Origin of the sequence: Pseudokineococcus sp. 5B2Z-1 (genome assembly GCF_037482305.1) — a bacterium.
Classification (GTDB): domain Bacteria; phylum Actinomycetota; class Actinomycetes; order Actinomycetales; family Quadrisphaeraceae; genus Pseudokineococcus.
In genome coordinates, this window is sequence record NZ_JBBHZG010000001.1 from 424,819 (window position 1) to 441,541 (window position 16,723).

General features: G+C 75.7%; 15 protein-coding genes and 1 other RNA gene. 5 read left to right on the plus strand and 11 right to left on the minus strand.

Annotated elements, in window-relative coordinates; all coding sequences use genetic code 11:
* Positions 1-98: 98 nt before the first annotated feature.
* Both WDV85_RS01790 and WDV85_RS01795 read left to right on the plus strand, forming a co-directional pair.
* Positions 99-293 (plus strand): hypothetical protein, encoded by a 195-nt coding sequence (locus WDV85_RS01790; protein WP_339568979.1) that lies wholly within the window; start codon positions 99-101, stop codon positions 291-293.
* A gap of 10 nt (positions 294-303) precedes the next feature.
* Entirely contained in the window at positions 304-1,191 is an 888-nt protein-coding gene (locus tag WDV85_RS01795; RefSeq protein WP_339568980.1) for a sulfotransferase domain-containing protein, read from the plus strand.
* A 60-nt stretch (positions 1,192-1,251) separates the two neighbouring features.
* Here WDV85_RS01795 and WDV85_RS01800 read toward each other — a convergent pair whose 3' ends face one another.
* Complete coding sequence (locus tag WDV85_RS01800) at positions 1,252-2,181, minus strand: ribonuclease Z (RefSeq protein ID WP_339568981.1); 930 nt, start codon at positions 2,179-2,181, stop codon at positions 1,252-1,254.
* Between the two features lie 227 nt (positions 2,182-2,408).
* On the opposite strand from WDV85_RS01800, the gene WDV85_RS01805 reads away from it, so the two are divergent.
* Positions 2,409-3,899, plus strand: coding sequence for a GGDEF domain-containing protein (locus tag WDV85_RS01805; RefSeq protein WP_339568982.1), 1,491 nt, complete (start codon positions 2,409-2,411; stop codon positions 3,897-3,899).
* 12 nt (positions 3,900-3,911) lie between these two features.
* Here WDV85_RS01805 and WDV85_RS01810 read toward each other — a convergent pair whose 3' ends face one another.
* Positions 3,912-4,508, minus strand: a complete 597-nt coding sequence (locus WDV85_RS01810; RefSeq protein ID WP_339568983.1) for a hypothetical protein — start codon at positions 4,506-4,508, stop codon at positions 3,912-3,914.
* Positions 4,509-4,680: 172 nt separating this feature from the next.
* On the opposite strand from WDV85_RS01810, the gene WDV85_RS01815 reads away from it, so the two are divergent.
* Positions 4,681-5,898: an NAD(P)/FAD-dependent oxidoreductase gene (locus WDV85_RS01815; protein WP_339568984.1), complete on the plus strand. Its 1,218-nt coding sequence runs from the start codon at positions 4,681-4,683 to the stop codon at positions 5,896-5,898.
* 136 nt (positions 5,899-6,034) lie between these two features.
* Here the strand turns inward: WDV85_RS01815 and WDV85_RS01820 are convergent, their stop codons facing one another.
* On the minus strand, positions 6,035-7,180 hold the full coding sequence (locus WDV85_RS01820; RefSeq protein ID WP_339568985.1) for a DUF429 domain-containing protein: 1,146 nt from the start codon (positions 7,178-7,180) through the stop codon (positions 6,035-6,037).
* A gap of 603 nt (positions 7,181-7,783) precedes the next feature.
* Positions 7,784-8,154: a transfer-messenger RNA gene (gene ssrA / locus WDV85_RS01825) on the minus strand.
* Between the two features lie 184 nt (positions 8,155-8,338).
* Here ssrA and WDV85_RS01830 point away from each other — a divergent pair.
* Positions 8,339-9,364, plus strand: coding sequence for an NADP-dependent oxidoreductase (locus tag WDV85_RS01830; protein WP_339568986.1), 1,026 nt, complete (start codon positions 8,339-8,341; stop codon positions 9,362-9,364).
* A 175-nt stretch (positions 9,365-9,539) separates the two neighbouring features.
* On the opposite strand, the gene WDV85_RS01835 is transcribed toward WDV85_RS01830, so the two are convergent.
* From WDV85_RS01835 to WDV85_RS01865, 7 genes are all read right to left on the minus strand, one after another.
* Positions 9,540-10,604, minus strand: coding sequence for an LLM class flavin-dependent oxidoreductase (locus tag WDV85_RS01835; RefSeq protein ID WP_339568987.1), 1,065 nt, complete (start codon positions 10,602-10,604; stop codon positions 9,540-9,542).
* 42 nt (positions 10,605-10,646) lie between these two features.
* On the minus strand, positions 10,647-11,162 hold the full coding sequence (smpB, locus tag WDV85_RS01840; protein WP_339568988.1) for an SsrA-binding protein SmpB: 516 nt from the start codon (positions 11,160-11,162) through the stop codon (positions 10,647-10,649).
* 172 nt (positions 11,163-11,334) lie between these two features.
* Positions 11,335-12,684: a peptidoglycan DD-metalloendopeptidase family protein gene (locus WDV85_RS01845; RefSeq protein ID WP_339568989.1), complete on the minus strand. Its 1,350-nt coding sequence runs from the start codon at positions 12,682-12,684 to the stop codon at positions 11,335-11,337.
* A 4-nt stretch (positions 12,685-12,688) separates the two neighbouring features.
* On the minus strand, positions 12,689-13,594 hold the full coding sequence (gene ftsX, locus WDV85_RS01850; RefSeq protein ID WP_445263141.1) for a permease-like cell division protein FtsX: 906 nt from the start codon (positions 13,592-13,594) through the stop codon (positions 12,689-12,691).
* Positions 13,591-14,388 carry a cell division ATP-binding protein FtsE gene (gene ftsE, locus WDV85_RS01855; RefSeq protein ID WP_445263142.1) on the minus strand — a complete coding sequence of 266 codons (798 nt, stop codon included), beginning with the start codon at positions 14,386-14,388 and terminating at the stop codon, positions 13,591-13,593. The genes ftsX and ftsE overlap by 4 nt, the downstream gene beginning before the upstream one ends.
* A gap of 322 nt (positions 14,389-14,710) precedes the next feature.
* A complete protein-coding gene (prfB, locus tag WDV85_RS01860; protein ID WP_339568991.1) occupies positions 14,711-15,835 on the minus strand; it encodes a peptide chain release factor 2 in 1,125 nt (374 codons plus the stop codon).
* 82 nt (positions 15,836-15,917) lie between these two features.
* Positions 15,918-16,622: an AIM24 family protein gene (locus WDV85_RS01865; RefSeq protein ID WP_339568992.1), complete on the minus strand. Its 705-nt coding sequence runs from the start codon at positions 16,620-16,622 to the stop codon at positions 15,918-15,920.
* Positions 16,623-16,723 lie beyond the last annotated feature (101 nt).

Sequence of the window (16,723 nt, forward strand, 5' to 3'; positions counted from 1 at the left end):
AGACCGAGGGGCGCACGTCCGCGACGGACGTGCGCCCCTCGTGCGCTCCCGGCGGGTCCCGGTGGGCGATGGCCCGCCCGGTCGCTGAGGCTGGACCCATGACCTCGCACGCGCTCACCGCCGTCGGCGTCGTCCTCGTGCTCCTCGGCGTCCTCTTCACGCTCCAGGGCGTGGGCGTCGTCGGCGGCAGCCCCATGACGGGCAGCGCCTTCTGGGCGACCGCCGGGCCGGTCATCGCCCTCGTCGGGCTCTGGCTGGCCGTGCTGCGGAAGGTCGGTCGCCGCCGCGGCTAGCGTCCACCGGGTGGCGACTCCCCGGCGGTACCGCTCCGGCGACGAGGACAGCGCCCGCTGGGACGCCGTGCCGCTGCGGGCGGGCGACGTCGTCGTCTGCACGCGCTCGAAGCACGGGACGACGTGGGTGCAGGCGGTGCTCCTCCACCTCCTCCACGGCCCGGGGCCGCTGCCCGACCGCCTGCCCGTGCTGGCGCCGTGGGTCGACCACCTCGTCGAGCCGGTCGACGCGCTGGCGGCCCGCCTCGCCGCGCAGGAGCACCGCCGGGTGCTCAAGACGCACACGCCCCTCGACGGCGTGCCGCTCGTCGACGGCGTGACGTACGTCGTCGCGGCGCGGCACCCGCTCGACGCCGCCGTCTCGCTCTTCCACCAGGGCGCGAACCTCGACCGGACGGCCCTCGCCCGCCTCAGCGGCGCCCCCCTCCCGGACGGCGGGCCGGTGCGCGAGCGCCCGCCGCTGGAGGACTGGCTCGCGCGGTGGGTCGACGACGACCCCGACCCGCACGCCGACCTCGACTCCCTGCCGGGCGTGGCGCACCACCTGCGCGACGCGTGGGCGCGGCGGACGGGCGGCCGCGACGTCGTCCTCGTCCACTACGCCGACCTGCTCGCCGGCCTCCCCGGCGAGGTGCGGCGCCTCGCCGACCGCCTCGGCGTCAGCGCCTCGGAGGACGAGGTCCGGGCCGTCGCCGCGGCGACGACCCTCGGCGCTATGCGGGAGCGCGCCGACGAGGTGGCGCCCGACGCCGGCGTCCTGCTCGACCGGCGCGCCTTCTTCCGCGGCGGCCGCTCGGGCGACGGGAGCGCGGCGGCGCCGGCCGACGTCCTCGCGCGGTACGACGCCCGGGCCCGCGTCCTCCTCCCCGACGACCTGCGGGCCTGGCTCCACCGCTGAGGCGCCCCTGCCGGACGCGAAGGTGACGCCCCCTCCACCCCACGAGGTGAGGGCGGCGCCTCAGCGGCGCGGCGGGACGGCGACGCGCCCGAGGTCAGCGGCGGCCACGACGTCGCCGTGCTCCTCCCGCGCCTGGGCCAGCAGCAGCGCCACGTCGGGGTACCGCGAGGAGAAGTGCGTGAGCACCAGGCGCCGCGCCCCGGCCTCGCGGGCCACCCGCCCGGCCTGGCGCGCCGTGAGGTGCCCGTAGGGCGCGGCCAGCTCCTCCTCGGCGTCGGCGAAGGTCGCCTCGCAGACGAGCAGGTCGGCGCCCGCGGCGGCGCGCAGCGCCCCTTCGCACCACCGGGTGTCCTCGACGACGGCGACGACCTGGCCGGCGCGGTGCTCGCTCACCTCCTCGAGCGCGACGACGCCGGACGCCGTCCGCAGGCGCCCCTCGCGCTGGAGCGCCCCGACGTCCGGTCCGTGCACGGCGCGGGCGGCCAGCCGCTCGGGCAGCATGCGGCGCCCGTCCGGCTCGACGAGCCGGTAGGCGCACGCGGGGACGCGGTGGTCGAGCGCGACCGCGTGGAGGACGGCTCCCCCGACGACCAGCGGTGCGCCGCCGGGCCCGCGGACCGGGCCGTCGTCCTCGACGGGGCACGGGAGCGCCAGCGACCCCGCGTGCGCCGCGGCACCGAGCAGGTGCTCGACGAGGGGCGCCGCGGCGGCCGGGAAGACGAGGGGCACCGGCGTCGTCAGCCCGTCCATGGCCCGCCGCTGCAGCACGCCGGGCAGGCCGAGGACGTGGTCGCCGTGCTCGTGCGTGAGGGCGACGACGTCGACGTCGGACGCCGAGGCGCCCGCCAGCAGCATCTGCCGCTGCGTGCCCTCCCCCGGGTCGACGAGCAGGCCCGCGCCGTCCCAGCGGAGCAGGTGCCCCGAGTGGTTGCGGGTCCGGGTGGGGACGGCCGAGGACGTCCCGAGGACGACGAGCTCGCGGGCCGGCACGGCGCGACCGTACGCGGCGCGGACCTCGGGAGGTCGTGGCTCACCCGTCCGTGCGGCTTCCCGGGATGTCGTCCCGGACCCCGCGGGGCGCTGGCAGAGTCCCGCCCGGCGGAGGAGCGGCCTCCGGGGCGACGGGGGGACGGGTGCGTCGTCGTGCGTCGACGCAGGGGGTCGGCACGGGGAGCCGGTGGCGCCGGTCGGACGTCGTGGTCGCGGCGAGCCTGCCGGTGGGCCTGGCAGGCTTCGTCGTCGGCGGGCTCCTGAGCCCGGGGACGGCGGCCGACCTCCTCCTGTCCGTGCTCACCTTCGCGTGGCTCAGCCTGCTGCTCGTGCGGCTGGGCCTCGCGCTCGCCGCACCGGCACGCCGGGTGGCGCTCCTCCCGCTGCTCGTCGGCATGCTGCTGTGGAGCAGCGCCGCGGCGTGGTCGGCCGTCGCCCAGCAGGGGTCCGGCTCCGCGGCCCTCGTCTCCCCCAGCCCGGTCGAGGGCCTCTTCGCCGCCTCCTTCCTCGGCGTCACCGCCTTCCTCCTCCTCGACGTCGCGGCACCGCCCGCCCGCGGCCCGCTCGCGGCGCCGCGGGCGCCGTGGTGGGCGGCGCTCGCCGCCGACGTCGTCGTCCTGGTCGGCGGGGCCGCGAGCGCCGCCGTCGGCGTCCTCGCCGTCCCGCTGCACCTCGGCCACCTCGACGCCGAGCACGCGCTGGCGCTCGGCTACCCCGCGGTGTGGCTCGCGCTGGCGGCCCTGGTGGGCGTGCAGGTGCTCCGCCGCCAGCGACGGCCGGACGCCGGCGCCGCGCTCCTGGCGACGGGCTGCCTGACGCTCGCCGGCGCCGACGGGCTGCTCGCCGCCGACGTCCCGCTCTCGGACCTGGCCGGGGCGCTGCACCGCTGGACCTACGGCCTGGGGCTCGTGACCCTCACGGCCGGTGCGGTGGCGGGCCGCCCGGGCGCGCGGTCCGTGGCGGCGCCGAGGTCGAGCCTGCCGCTGCTCGCGGCGGCGGCCGCCGCGGTCGCCGTCCTGGGCCTGAGGACGCTCCTCCCCGGACCCGCGGGGGCGGCGCTCGTCGCCGTCGCGGTGACGACCCTCGGTGCGGTGCTCGTCCGGCTCCACCTGGCGTTGACCCAGGCCCGGAGCGCGACGGAGGCCCGCAGGCTCGCCCTGACCGACGACCTGACGGGGCTGGCGAACCGGCGCGCCCTCCTCGAGGCGTTGGCGGCTCCCGCCCCGGGTGCCCACCACCTGCTCCTGCTGGACCTCGACGGCTTCAAGGTCGTCAACGACACCTCGGGGCACGCAGCCGGCGACGTCGTGCTCCGCGAGGTGGGTCGGCGCCTGCGCGCCGCCGCGGGCCCGGACCTCCTGGTGGTGCGTCTGGGCGGTGACGAGTTCGCGGTCCTGGCGACCCCCGGGCGCCTGCCCGCTGGTCCCGCCGAGCTGGCCGCGAGCGTCGTCCGCGCCGTCGAGGCCCCGGTGGTGCTGGACGACGGCCGGGCCGTCCGCGTCGGCGCCTCCGTCGGCGCGGCGACGGCGGACGCGGTCGACGACCTCGCCGAGATCCTGCTGCGAGGCGCCGACGGCGCCATGTACCACCGCAAGCGCGGTCGGGGGCGCGACCGGACCCTGACCTGGTCGCCCCCCGGAGGGCTCGCCGACGAGGGCTCGCCCACGCCGCCTCCCGACCCGGAGCCGGAGCGGGCGGGCGTCCCGACGGGCTCCTGACCCGCCGGCCCCTCAGCCGACGAGGGAGCGCCCGGTGAGCAGGTGCGCCCCGCCGTCGGCGAGCAGGAGGACCGCGACGAGCGGCAGCGCGGCCGTCAGCAGGTGCCGGGCGGTCGACCGCACGCGCGCCCAGGTGCGCGTCAGCCACCGGACGACGGGCTCGTGCCGGCCGCGGCGCACGGCCAGGGCGAGGACGAGCAGGGGCAGCTGGGAGACGACCGAGGAGAGGGCGTGCGCCGCGACGGCGTCGGTCCAGCGGTCGGTGCGGGCGGCGAGGACGACGACGGACCGGTAGGTCGGGTCGAGGAGGGCGGAGGGGCCCCAGGCGCCTCCGCCCCGGGCAGGGCAGGGCAGGGCAGGGCAGGGCAGGGTCGCCGGGCCGTCTGGCAGGAGCCCGAGGAGGTCGAGCCGGTCGGCCCGGACCCCGAGCAGGAGTGAGAGGACGAGGCCGACCAGCGGGACGCCCACGAGGCACGCCGCCGCGTGGGCGAGGGCGCCGCGGCGCGTGGCGCCGGCCGCCAGGGCGCCCTCGAGGAGCAGCGCACCCGCGGGGTCGACGCCGGCGAGGCCCAGCACCGGCACGGCGAGCAGGAGGCCGGCCACGGTCACGGAAGCAGGGCCCGGGGCGGCCCGCGCGCGGGAGGCCCGCGTCCGAGCACCCGGTCCGAGCGCCGGGGCCCACCACCGGGGCCACCACCGGGCGGGTCACCCGGGGCCGACCTAGCGTGGCGGCATCGACCGACGACGCTGGCCCCGGCGGGGACGGCACGAGGAGGCAGACGTGGCAGCAGAGACGACGGACCGGGCGCCCTACGTCATCGTGGGCGGGGGGATGGTGGCCGACGCGGCCGCCCGGGGGATCCGCAGCCGGGACGCCGAGGGACGCATCGTCGTCCTCGGCGACGACGCCGACCCGCCCTACACGCGGCCGGCGCTGTCGAAGAAGCTCTGGACCGACCCCGACTTCACCGAGGCGGACAACGACGCCGGCACCGCGTCCGCCACCGGCGCCGAGGTGCGCACGTCGGTGCGCGTGACGGCGGTCGACACGGCGGCGCGGACGGTGACGACCGACGGCGGTGACGTCCTCGGCTACGAGTCCCTGCTGCTGGCGACCGGCGGCCGGCCCACGCCGGGCCCGGTCGAGGAGGGGCCGCGCGTCCTCTCCTTCCGCACGGCGCAGGACTACCGCCGTCTGCGGCGGCTGGCGGGCGAGCAGCGGCACGTGGTGGTCGCCGGCGGCAGCTACATCGGCACCGAGCTCGCCGCGGCGCTCGTCCAGAACGACACGCGCACCACCCTCGTGACGCCGGACGAGGTGCTCGGCGCCTCGATGTTCCCGCCCGAGCTGGCCCGCCACTTCCAGGGCCTGTACGAGCAGGCCGGCGTCACGCTGCGCACGGGCGCCAAGGTCGCGGGCGGGTCGGCCCGCGAGGACGGGGTCGACGTCGAGCTCGACGACGGCACGACGCTCGGCGCCGACGCGCTCGTCTACGGCTTCGGCATCGTCCCGCTCACCGACCTCGCCGAGGCGGCCGGTCTGACCGTCGACGACGGCGTCGTCGTCGACGAGCACCTGCGCACGTCGGACCCGCACGTCTACGCCGCGGGCGACGTCGCCCAGTACCCCGACCGGGTGCTCGGGACGACGCGGGTCGAGCACGTCGACAACGCCACGACCATGGGGCAGGCGGTCGGCGAGCTCATGGCCGGGCGCACCGAGGCCCACGACCACACGCCGTTCTTCTACTCGCAGGTGCTCGGCACCCGGTACGAGGCGGTCGGCACCCTCGACGGCTCGGCGCGGACGGTGCAGGACTGGCAGTCGGGCGAGGGCGTCGGCGGCCCCGGGGTCGTCTACTACCTCGACGACGACGGCCGCGTCACCGGCGTGCTGCTCTGGGACGTGCCCGGGAAGACCGACGAGGCCACGCAGGTGCTCGCCGACACCTCGCCGCAGGACGAGGGCTCGCTGCGCGGTCGGATCACCGGCGACTGACGCCGAGCGGAACGCGCAGACGGCGAAGGCCCCGACCGAGTGGTCGGGGCCTTCGCCGTCTCACAGGCCCTGCGGCTCGGACGATGACCCGATCGGCTGGTCGCCAGCGTGGCAGCCGAGCCGCGCGAGACGACTGTCAGACGACGATCTCCTCGACCACGACGAGGGCTCCGGCCGGCCGGCCGGCGGCGGCTTCCTTTGAGGCTCCGAGGCGCGCGACACGGACGTCGTCCGCCTCCAGCCTCTGCCCCGCCGTGCCCGTCCGAGCTCCGAGCACGCCGTCCAGCGCGTCGATAGTCGTCTTGACGAGGTTGTCGAGGTCCGGTTCCAGCCTTCCGACCTGGTCGTCCTGCAGGCGGACGTCGATGGTCACCGCCACGCGGCTCCCCTCGGGCATCACGACGCCGACGAAAGCCTCCCGGACAGCAGCCTTCCACGCCCTCTCGTTGGCGGACCCGCCGTAACCGGTAGGGCGGCCCTCCACCCAGCGCTGCTCCCGGGCGCCTGCGCGGGCGGCGGCGGTCTGAGACGACGCCAGCGGCCGCACGGCAGCGTGCCGAGGCGCCGGAGGAGCGACGACGTATCCCTCGTCGCCGTCGCCGTACACGGCGAGCAGCTCGGGTCGCTGAGCCCAGAGGAGCGCCACGAGGGCGCACACGACGGCGTCGACCTCGTCTTCGACACGGTCGAGCTCTCCCGAGCCGGGTTCCCCCATGACGACGTCGCGGATCTCCTGCCAGCGGACGCTCCCCCCGAGGCGCAGGGCGGGGTGCTCCTCGAGGAGACCGATGAGCTGTCGGAACCCCGGCAGCCGAGCCGCTGCGCTCCCCTTCTTGTAGGCGATCCGGTAAGGGAGCTCGAAGAGCCCGACGAGAGCGGGGTGCGGGTAGACCTCGATGCAGCACACCGGCCCCCGGCCGGGCCGGCTCGTGGGCCTGACGTCCCAGCCGAGGGCGTCCGCGAGGCGTCCGGCGCGCGTCACCTCACCCTGGGTGCCCCTGTTGGTGGCGTGGGCCGAGGCGCCGAACGCTCCCCACGTTCGACCGATCTCCCGCTCTGCACCGCGCTGACCCGTGTCGTTGCCCACGATGAGTGGCGCGTCGACCGCGACGACCTCCACACCAGCGCCCAGGCCCCGCAACACCCCTTCGACGTCATCTCCGGGCTCGCACCGGCGGAGCGACAAGAGGGCGCCGTCGCCGTCGAGGGCGGCCACGCCCGTCCGACCCGTCGACCACGCGAGGTCGACTCCCACGAAGCGGGCCCTGACGTCGACCTCCATGTTCATGAGGCTAGACGGACGAAGCAGCGCGGCGAGGACGATGGAGGAGGTCACTTCCCTCGGGTCGGAGGAGGGGCGGTCGAGACGGCCGTCGTCGAGGGCTGCCGGCCGTCAGCCTCACGCCGGCCCGTCCCCGCCCAGTGGCTCGCCGGCGTGGTCGAGCTCCGGAGATGGCAGCAGGTCCGGGTGGGCTCTCCGGAGGCTGGGTGATCGGCCAGGACGACAGGCTCGCCGTCGATGGGACCGATCCGAGCTCCGCCTCGTCCGCCTCCAGGGCGGTCGGCTCGGGCCGGACAGCTGCACGAGGCCGGGCGGGACGACCGGCCGAACTCGGGAGACGTGCCCGGCGGTCCAGGGCGCAGACCGACCCCCCGTGGGCGACGTCGGCCTCGGGAGCCGCGCAAGGCACGACAAGGGTTGGTGCTCGAGGTCGTCGACGCGAGCATCTTGGACGGGAGCAACGAGCGGGTCGACTCCTCATGGGACGAACAGGTCCCACCCGAGGCTGACGGCGTGAGCGGGCGGATCACCGGCGGCTGAGAGCACGACGCGGGCGTGAGACGACGAAGGCCCCGACCTGCTGGTCGGGGCCTTCGCCGTCTCGCGTGGAGGTGCCGGGAATCGAACCCGGGTCCGTCGTCGCATCGCCAGGGCTTCTCCGGGTGCAGCCTGCTCGGGAGTTTCTCGGCCCCAGCGGTCGCGCAGGCGCGCCGCTGACCCGGGCCCAGCCATCTAGGTGTCGGAGCGGCCCCGATGGCGAGGACCGCACCCAGTGGCTCTCTAGCTGACGCCGGCTACTGAGTCGAGAGCACTCTCAGACCGACGGACCTCTGCTCCTCGCTCAGGCGGCGAGGGCGAAGTCGGTGCGCTTGGAATCGGCACCTATAGGTTTGCAAGGGGCATCAACGAGTTGACCTTGCATCCTCGACCCGCTTCCCCTGGCTCAGAGAACGACGTCGAAACCTGTCACCCCCTGTTGAGTTGTCCCCGGGGCCGCCGCCTGGGCGGTGGTCCCGATCCAGCCGGTCCGGTCTCCCGGAGGCCCGCTGGGCCCCCCGACTGTACTGCGCACAACGGTCCTGGGTCACGCGCTGTTCCCCGGCCCCCCGCCCCGACCGGACGACCGCGACGGTCCCCCCGCCGACGTAGCGTCGGGGCATGGCCCTCGCCCCCAGCCGACAGTGGTCCCTCGTCGCCCGCCCGCAGGGCGAGCCGCAGCCCTCCGACGTCCGCCTCGACGAGGTCGACGTGCCCGACCCCGGCCCGGGCGAGGTCCGCGTCCGCAACACCTGGCTCTCCGTCGACCCGTACATGCGCGGCCGGATGGACGACCGGCCCTCCTACGTGCCGCCCTTCCGCCTCGAGGAGCCCATGACCGGCGGCGCCGTCGGCGTCGTCGAGGGCGTCGGCGACGGCGTCGAGGGCGTCACCGAGGGCGACTGCGTCCTCCACGACCGCGGCTGGCGCGAGCGCGCCGTGCTGCGGGAGGACGCCGTCCGCGTCGTCGACGCCGACCTCGCGCCCGCGCAGGCCTACCTCGGCGTGCTCGGCACCACAGGCCTCACCGCCTGGGTCGGCGTCCTCGACGTCGCGCAGATGCGCGAGGGCGACGTCGTCCTCGTCTCCGGGGCCGCCGGCGCGGTGGGCTCGGTCGCCGGCCAGGTCGCCCGCCTCAAGGGCGCGAGCGCCGTCGTCGGCACGGCCGGCGGCGAGGAGAAGGTGCGCTGGCTCCTCGACGACGCCGGCTTCACCCGTGCCGGCGACCACCGCAGCGCGTCGCCCGCCGACCTGCTCCGCGACCTGCTGCCCGACGGCGCCGACGTCTACTTCGACAACGTCGGCGGCCCGACGCTCGAGGCGGCCCTCCCCCGCATGCGCGACCACGGCCGCGTCGCCCTGTGCGGCGCCATCTCCGGCTACAACGCCACCTCGGCGCCCCCCGGGCCGCGGACGCTCGGCGTCGCCATCGGCAAGCGCCTTCGCCTCGAGGGCTTCATCGTCACCGACCACCTCGACCGGACCGAGCAGTTCACCCGCGAGATGGCCGGGTGGATCGCCCGCGGCGACGTCGTCTACCGCGAGACGGCCACCGAGGGCGTCGACAGCGCCTTCGACGCCTTCCGCGGCGTCCTGTCCGGCGCCAACACCGGCAAGATGCTCGTCCGCCTCGACCCCGACCTCTGAGCGCAGCTCGCCGACCGGCTGCCGCCGGGGAGGACGAACCTCCACCGGAACGGTGGGGCAGCACGCTGACCTGCGGCGCAGCACGCCGCCGGGGAGGTTCGTCCTCCCCAGCGGCGCGCTCCCGCCCTCAGACCCCGGCGCGCTTCCGCCCTCAGACCCCGGCGAGCTCCCGCCCTCAGACCCCGGCGAGCTCCCGCTCGACGAGCGGGCGGACCTGCGTCCCCAGCAGCTCGATCGCGCGCAGCACCTGGTCGTGCGGCAGCGTGCCGACGCTCACGTGCAGCAGGAAGCGCGTGATGCCGAGGTCGCGCCGCATGGCGAGGACCTTGTCGGCCACGAGCTGCGGGTCGCCCAGCACGAGGGAGCCCTGCGGGGCGCGCATCTCGTCGAAGCTCCGCCGGGTCATGGCGCCCCAGCCCCGCTCGCGGCCGAGCTGGGACATCGCCGTCGCGTAGGACGGGTAGTAGGCGGCGGCGGCCGACGCCGTGTCCTCCCCCACGAACCCGTGGGCGTGGACGGCGACGGGCAGGGGGTCGTGGCCCGCCTCGGCGACCGCGCGGCGGTGCAGGTCGGCGAGCGGCGCGAAGCGCGCCGGCTGCCCGCCGATGATGGCGAGCGCCATCGGCAGGCCGAGCAGGCCGGCCCGCACGACCGACTGCGGGTTGCCCCCGACGCCGACCCAGACGGGGAGCTCGTGCCCCTCCGTGCGCGGGTGCACCTCCTGCCGGTCCAGCGCGGGGCGATGGCGGCCCGACCACGTGACCGGCTCGCCCCGCGAGGACGCCGAGCGGATGGCGAGCAGCAGCTCGAGCTTCTCGGCGAAGAGCTCGTCGTAGTCGCCGAGGTCGTAGCCGAACAGCGGGAAGGACTCGATGAAGGACCCGCGACCCGCGATGACCTCCGCACGACCCTGCGAGAGGAGGTCCAGCGTCGCGAAGTCCTGGTAGACCCGCACCGGGTCGTCGGAGGACAGGACCGTGACGGCGCTCGTCAGCCGGATCCGCGACGTGCGCGCCGCGGCCGCCGCGAGGACGACGGCCGGCGAGGACGCCGCGAAGTCGGCCCGGTGGTGCTCGCCCACGCCGTACACGTCGAGGCCCACCTGCTCGGCGAGCTCGACCTCGGCGACGACCTGCCGCAGCCGCTCGCCGTGGGAGAGGGTGCGGCCCGTGCTCGGGTCGGGGTAGGTCTCCGCGAAGGTGGTGATGCCCAGCTCGAAGGGCTGCTCGCTGCCGCTCATCGACGTCCTCGCCTCGTCCGGGGGCCCACCGGTCGGCGGGCCCTACTCGCCGGTGCGCAGGCGCAGGGACATCGCCCGCTGCGCCTCGCGCGTGTCCTGGCGCTCGCGCAGCGCCTGGCGCTTGTCCCAGTTCTTCTTGCCCTGCGCCAGCGCGATCTCGACCTTCGCCCGCCCGCCGGTGAAGTACAGCTGCAGGGGGACGACGGTCATGCCGCCCTCGCGCACCTCGGCGCCGATCTTCTCGATCTCCAGCTTGTGCAGCAGCAGCTTCCGCCGGCGCCGCGGGGGGTGGTTGGTCCAGGTGCCCTCGGTGTACTCGGGGATGTGGACCGCCTCGAGCCACGCCTCGCCGCGGTCCACGGAGACGAAGCCGTCCACGAGCGAGGCGCGGCCCGCGCGCAGCGACTTCACCTCGGTGCCGGACAGCACGAGGCCCGCCTCCCAGGTGTCGGAGAGGTGGTAGTCGTGCCGCGCGCGGCGGTTCGTGGCGACGACGAGGCGCCCGTCGTCGCCGCGCCCGCCCTTCTTCTGGGCGGTCTTGTGCCCGGCCCTGGCCACGGCCCCTCCTCCTCGTGCTGCGTCCCTCTGGTCTCCGGGCGCCTGGCGGACCCCGGACGGACGAGCGCCGGCGGTCCGCGAGGACCGCCGGCGGCGGGTGTCCGGGGACGAGTCTACGAGCCGCCGGGCCCGGCGGCCGGGGCGGAGCGAGCCCCTGCTCGAGGGCTCGGCGTCAGATCCAGGCCATCGGGTCCGTGGGCGCGCCGTTGACGCGCACCTCGAAGTGCAGGTGGCAGCCCGTCGACCCGCCGGTGGAGCCCTCGTACCCGATGACCTGCCCGCGGGAGACGGAGCCCGACGTCACGGCGAAGCTCTGCATGTGGGCGTAGGCGGTGGCCACCGGCTGGCCGCGGACGATGCCGTGGTTGATGACGATGATGTTGCCGTAGCTGCCGTTCGCGCCGGCGGAGACGATCTCGCCGTCCGCGGCCGCGCGGATGGGGGTCCCGCAGCCCGCGGCGAAGTCCTGCCCGCTGTGGAGCTTCATGTAGTGCTTGATCGGGTGCATCCGCATGCCGAACGGCGAGGAGATCCGCCCCTCGGGTCGGAGGAAGGTGCCCCCGGTGTCGCGGAAGGTGCTGCGGCTGACCGCCGAGGGGGCGCTGCGGCCGGACGCCTGCGCGGCGGCGGCCTCGGCCGCCCGGCGGGCCTCCTCCTTGCGGCGCTCCTCCTCGGCGATGCTGCGCAGCTGCGCGCCGAGGGAGTCCGACTCGGCCTGGAGCTGGTCCATGCGGGCCTGCTCCTCGGCCTGCCGCGACTCGATCGTCGAGACGGCCCGCTGCTGGCGGGCGACGAGGGCCTCCACCTCGGCCTGGCGCTGCGCCGCGGCCTGGGCGGCCTCGGTCGCGACGGCGAGCTTCTGCTCGGCCTCGGCCTTGAGGTCGGCGACCTGCTGGCGCACCGCCGTCAGGCGCGTCGTGGCGCTCTGCCGCACGGCCTCGTCCGAGCTCAGCGCCGCGAGGACGTCCTCCTCCGCCGTCGACAGGCTCGAGACGGCGGCGGTGCTGGAGGCGAAGTCGTCCGGGTCGGCCGAGCCCATGGCGAGCGCGAGGCCCTTCGGGACGCCGTTGCTGCGGTAGGCCGACGCGGCGATGTTGCCCAGGTTGCTGCGCGAGGCCGTCATCGCCTGCTCGGTCTCGCGGACCGACTCCTCGGCGGCCGCCTGGGCCTTCTGCGACGCGCTGAGGCGCTGGGCGAGGTCGTCGGCCTGCGCCTTCGCCTCCGCCTGCACCTGGCGCGCGAGGTCGGCCGCCTTCTGGGCGCCCGGCAGCTGCTCCTGGACCGCGGCGTACTCGGCGTACGCGGAGGTGAGCTCCTCGGACGTGCCGACGAGGTCCTCCTGCAGCGCGTGCAGGGCCTGGTCGACCGCCTGCTTCTCGGCCTTGGCGCCGTCACCGGGGGCCGCCGTCGCCGGGCCCCCACCCGGGACGAACGACACGGCCAGGGCGAGCCCGAGGGCGGCCACGGCCGGGCGCAGGAGGCAGCGGGGGCGCACGAGCGCCGACGCGGGGGGCAGGCTCATCGAGTCAGACCTTCAGGTAGCGGGACAGGGACACGAGCGACGCGACGCTCGCCAGGACGATGCCGCCGACGAAGAGCCAGGGGATCGTGGCCCACACGTCGGTGGTGCTGATGTAGTCGAACGCGGGCACCTGCTCGGCCAGCCAGCCGGAGACGCCCCGGTCCACCGCCAGCAGCAGGACGGCGCCCGCCATTCCCGCCCCGAGGCACACGGCGATGACGCCCTCGAGGAGGAACGGCAGCTGCAGGAAGGTGCTGGAGGCGCCGACCAGCCGCATGATGCCCGTCTCGCGGCGCCGGTTGAAGGCCGCCAGACGGATCGTCGTGCCGATGAGGAGCACGGCGGCGACGAGCATGACGCCCGCGAGCGCCAGGGAGCCGGCCGTCGCGGCGTTGAGGACGGCGAAGAAGGGCTCGAGCACCTCGCGCTGGTCGACGACCTGCTCGACCCCCGGACTGCCCTGGAAGCTCTCGCTGATGACGCCGAAGCGCTCCGGGTCCTCGAGGCCGACGCGGAAGGACTCGGGCAGCTGGTCCGGCGTCACCGAGGCGCTGAGCTCGGCGTCCTGCTGCTGGAACTGGGCGTAGGCCTCGTCGCTCGCCTCGAACTCGACCTCGGAGACGTACTGGGACAGCGGCGGGGAGGCGAGGGCCTGCTCGATCGCCGCCTTGTCGGCGTCCGTCGCCGCGCCCGAGCAGCTCGCCGAGAGGCTGTCCTGCGTGCACAGGAAGATCGCCACCTGGACGCGGTCGTACCAGTCGCCCTTCATCGTCGACACCTGCTGCTGCATGAGCGCGCCGGCGCCGACGAAGGTCAGCGAGACGAAGGTGACGAGCACCACGGAGATCGTCATGGCGAGGTTGCGGCGCAGGCCGATGCCGATCTCGGAAAGCACGAACTGGAGCCTCACCGCCCGCCACCGCCCTGCTCGGCGACGGGGCGCGCGTCGGCCGGGACGTCGACGGCCGCCGCGCCCCGGTGGTCCACGGACACCTCCGGCGCGGGCACCACGGGGATCGCCCCCGTGACGTAGCCGCCCTGGTGCTCGTCGCGGACCACGTGGCCGTCGACGAGCTCGACGACCCGCTTGCGCATGCTGTCGACGATGTCGTCGTCGTGGGTGGCCATGACGACGGTGGTGCCGCGGCCGTTGATGCGCTCCAGCAGGCGGGTGATGCCGAGGCTGGTCGTCGGGTCGAGGTTCCCCGTCGGCTCGTCGGCCAGGAGGATCGCGGGGCTGTTGACGATGGCGCGCGCGATGGCCACGCGCTGCTGCTCGCCGCCCGAGAGCTCGTGCGGCAGGCGGTCGCCCTTGCCCTCGAGGCCGACCAGCTCGAGCACCTCGGGCACCGCGGCGGCGATGGAGCCGCGGGAGCGGCCGATGACCTGCAGCGCGAAGGCGACGTTCTGGAAGACCGTCTTGCCCGGCAGGAGGCGGAAGTCCTGGAAGACGACGCCGATCTGGCGGCGCAGGTGCGGGACCTTCCAGCTCGACAGCCGGCGCAGGTCCTTGCCCGCGACCTGCACCGCCCCGGACGTGGCGTCCTCCTCCTTGAGCACGAGGCGGAGGAAGGTGGACTTCCCGGACCCCGAGGCGCCCACGAGGAAGACGAACTCACCGCGCGACACCTCGAGGTCGACCCCGTCGAGGGCCGGTCGGGCGGTGCGGTCGTACGTCTTCGTGACGTCGTCGAAGCGGATCACTGCACGTCCTGCGGGGCCGGGTCTCGGGGTCTCGGGGTCGTCCTTGCGGATGGTGCGTCGACGCGGGCCTCCGGGACGGCGGGGTCACCGCCGTCCTGCTCGACCCGCCTGCGCGCCGGACGCGCAGCTTCCCTGGCCGTGGCCGACCATACGTCCTGCCACACCGCATCCCGAAACGGCCGTCCACAGAGGTCACGATCGGTCAACGATCCACCACGGATCGTGGCCGGACCGTGCTGGAGGACCACCCGGACGGCGCAACTGCCGCACGCCCGCGAGGCGCGGGCGCCCGGCAGGGCGGGCGGACGGCGGGGCGGGCGGGTCAGGCGGACGCGCGGTCGGCCTGGCGGCGCCAGCGGATGCCGGACTCGAGGAAGCCGTCGATGTCGCCGTCGAAGACGCCCGAGGTGTTGCCGACCTCGTGCTCGGTGCGCAGGTCCTTGACCATCTGGTACGGGTGCAGCACGTAGGAGCGCATCTGGTTGCCCCAGCTGCCGGCGTCCGCGCCCTTGAGGGCGTCGAGCTCGGCCTGGCGCTCGGCGCGCGCCCGCTCGAGGAGGCGCGCCTGGAGCACGCGGAGCGCGGCGGCCTTGTTCTGCAGCTGGCTCTTCTCGTTCTGGCAGGACACGACGATGCCGGTGGGCAGGTGCGTCAGGCGCACCGCCGAGTCGGTCGTGTTGACGCTCTGGCCGCCGGGGCCGGAGGAGCGGAAGACGTCGACGCGCAGGTCGTTCTCGGGGATGTCGACCTGGTCGGTCTCCGCCACGACGGGCAGCACCTCGACGCCCGCGAAGGAGGTCTGGCGGCGCCCCTGGTTGTCGAAGGGCGAGATGCGGACGAGGCGGTGGGTGCCCTGCTCGACCGAGAGCGTGCCGTAGGCGTAGGGCGCCGCGACCTTGAAGGTGGCCGACTTGATGCCGGCCTCCTCGGCGAAGGAGGTGTCGTAGACGTCCGTCGGGTAGCCGTGGCGCTCGCTCCAGCGCAGGTACATGCGCAGGAGCATCTCGGCGAAGTCGGCGGCGTCGACGCCGCCCGCCTCGGCGCGGATGGTGACGATGGCCTCGCGGGGGTCGTACTCCCCCGACAGCAGCGTCCGCACCTCGAGCTGCCCCATGGCGGCCTTCAGCTGCTCGAGCTCGCGCCCGGCCTCGGCGAGGGTCTCGGCCCGCTCCTCCCCCTCGGCCGCCTCCGCCATCTCGACGAGGACCTCGAGGTCGTCGAGCTGGCGCCCGAGCCGGTCGATGCGCTCGGCCTCGCCCTGGGCGTGCGACAGGCGGCTCGTGACCTGCTGGGCGTGGTCGACGTCGTCCCACAGGTCGGGCGCCGACGCCTGCTCGGACAGCTCGCGGATGGTGGCGCGCAGGGCCTCGACGTCCGTCACGTCGCGGATCGACCCGTACGTGGTCCGGAGGTCGCGGATCTCGGCGGGGAAGTCGACGGCAGCCACGAGGCCCGAGCCTACGCCCGGGCGCCACCCCGCCCCGCGGACGCTGGCGCCCGCAGGGCCAGGAGGACCCGCGCCCGCGGGGTCAGGAGAAGAGGTCCCCGAGGCCCCCGCCGCCCCCGCCGCCGCCCTGCGGCACCGGCTGGCCCTCGCTCGGCTGGACGACGACGAACCCGGGCCCGGAGAAGACGTACTGGAAGGCCTCCCCCGAGCCGCCCCGCAGCATCGAGCGGGCGTTGAGGCTGCTGCGCAGCTCCGGTCGCAGGTCCGCCGACCACGCGACGGCGGCCTGGAGGTCGACGGACGTCGGCTGCCGCGAGCAGTCGAGGAGCACCGGCGGACCGTCGCTCGTGAGGGCCACCGTGCCGCGGCCGCTGATCTCCAGGGTGAAGAGCCCGCCGGTGAGGGTGCCGGCGCCCTGGACGCGCCGGACGTCCCAGTCGAGGTCGGCGTCGAAGGCGAGCACGTTGGCGCCGTCGACCGAGATGGCGTCGCCCTCGAGCTCGACGGTGAACACGTCCTCGGCGCGGCGGGCGAGGAAGACCTCCCCGCGGCCCGAGCACCGCATGAGGGGGGTGTCGGCCGAGGAGACCATCCGGCGGACGAGCCGGCCGATGCTGCCCGAGCCCTCGTGGTCGAAGCGGACGTCGCCCTGGAAGGCGACCATCGAGCCCTTGGCGGCCAGCACGTCGGGGCCCAGGACGACGCGGGCCATCTTGTCGTTCTGGCGCGCCCAGCGGTCCTGCGTCTCCTGCTCGGCGTGGCGGGGGTCGAAGAGGTGGCTGCGCACGGCAGGACGCTAGCGACCGCGGGGCCGCGGGAGGGCGCTCCGGCGGCGCCGGGGCGCCGCGGACGCGCAGGAGCCCGCCACCAGCGGGTGGCGGGCTCCTG

Bases quoted from the DNA above. Each gene is read 5' to 3' on its own strand.
- WDV85_RS01790 (WP_339568979.1), top strand. From the start codon at position 99: ATGACCTCGCACGCGCTCACCGCCGTCGGCGTCGTCCTCGTGCTCCTC.
- WDV85_RS01820 (WP_339568985.1), bottom strand. From the start codon at position 7,180: ATGGAGGTCGACGTCAGGGCCCGCTTCGTGGGAGTCGACCTCGCGTGG.
- WDV85_RS01830 (WP_339568986.1), top strand. From the start codon at position 8,339: ATGGCCCTCGCCCCCAGCCGACAGTGGTCCCTCGTCGCCCGCCCGCAG.
- WDV85_RS01835 (WP_339568987.1), bottom strand. From the start codon at position 10,604: ATGAGCGGCAGCGAGCAGCCCTTCGAGCTGGGCATCACCACCTTCGCG.
- WDV85_RS01845 (WP_339568989.1), bottom strand. From the start codon at position 12,684: ATGAGCCTGCCCCCCGCGTCGGCGCTCGTGCGCCCCCGCTGCCTCCTG.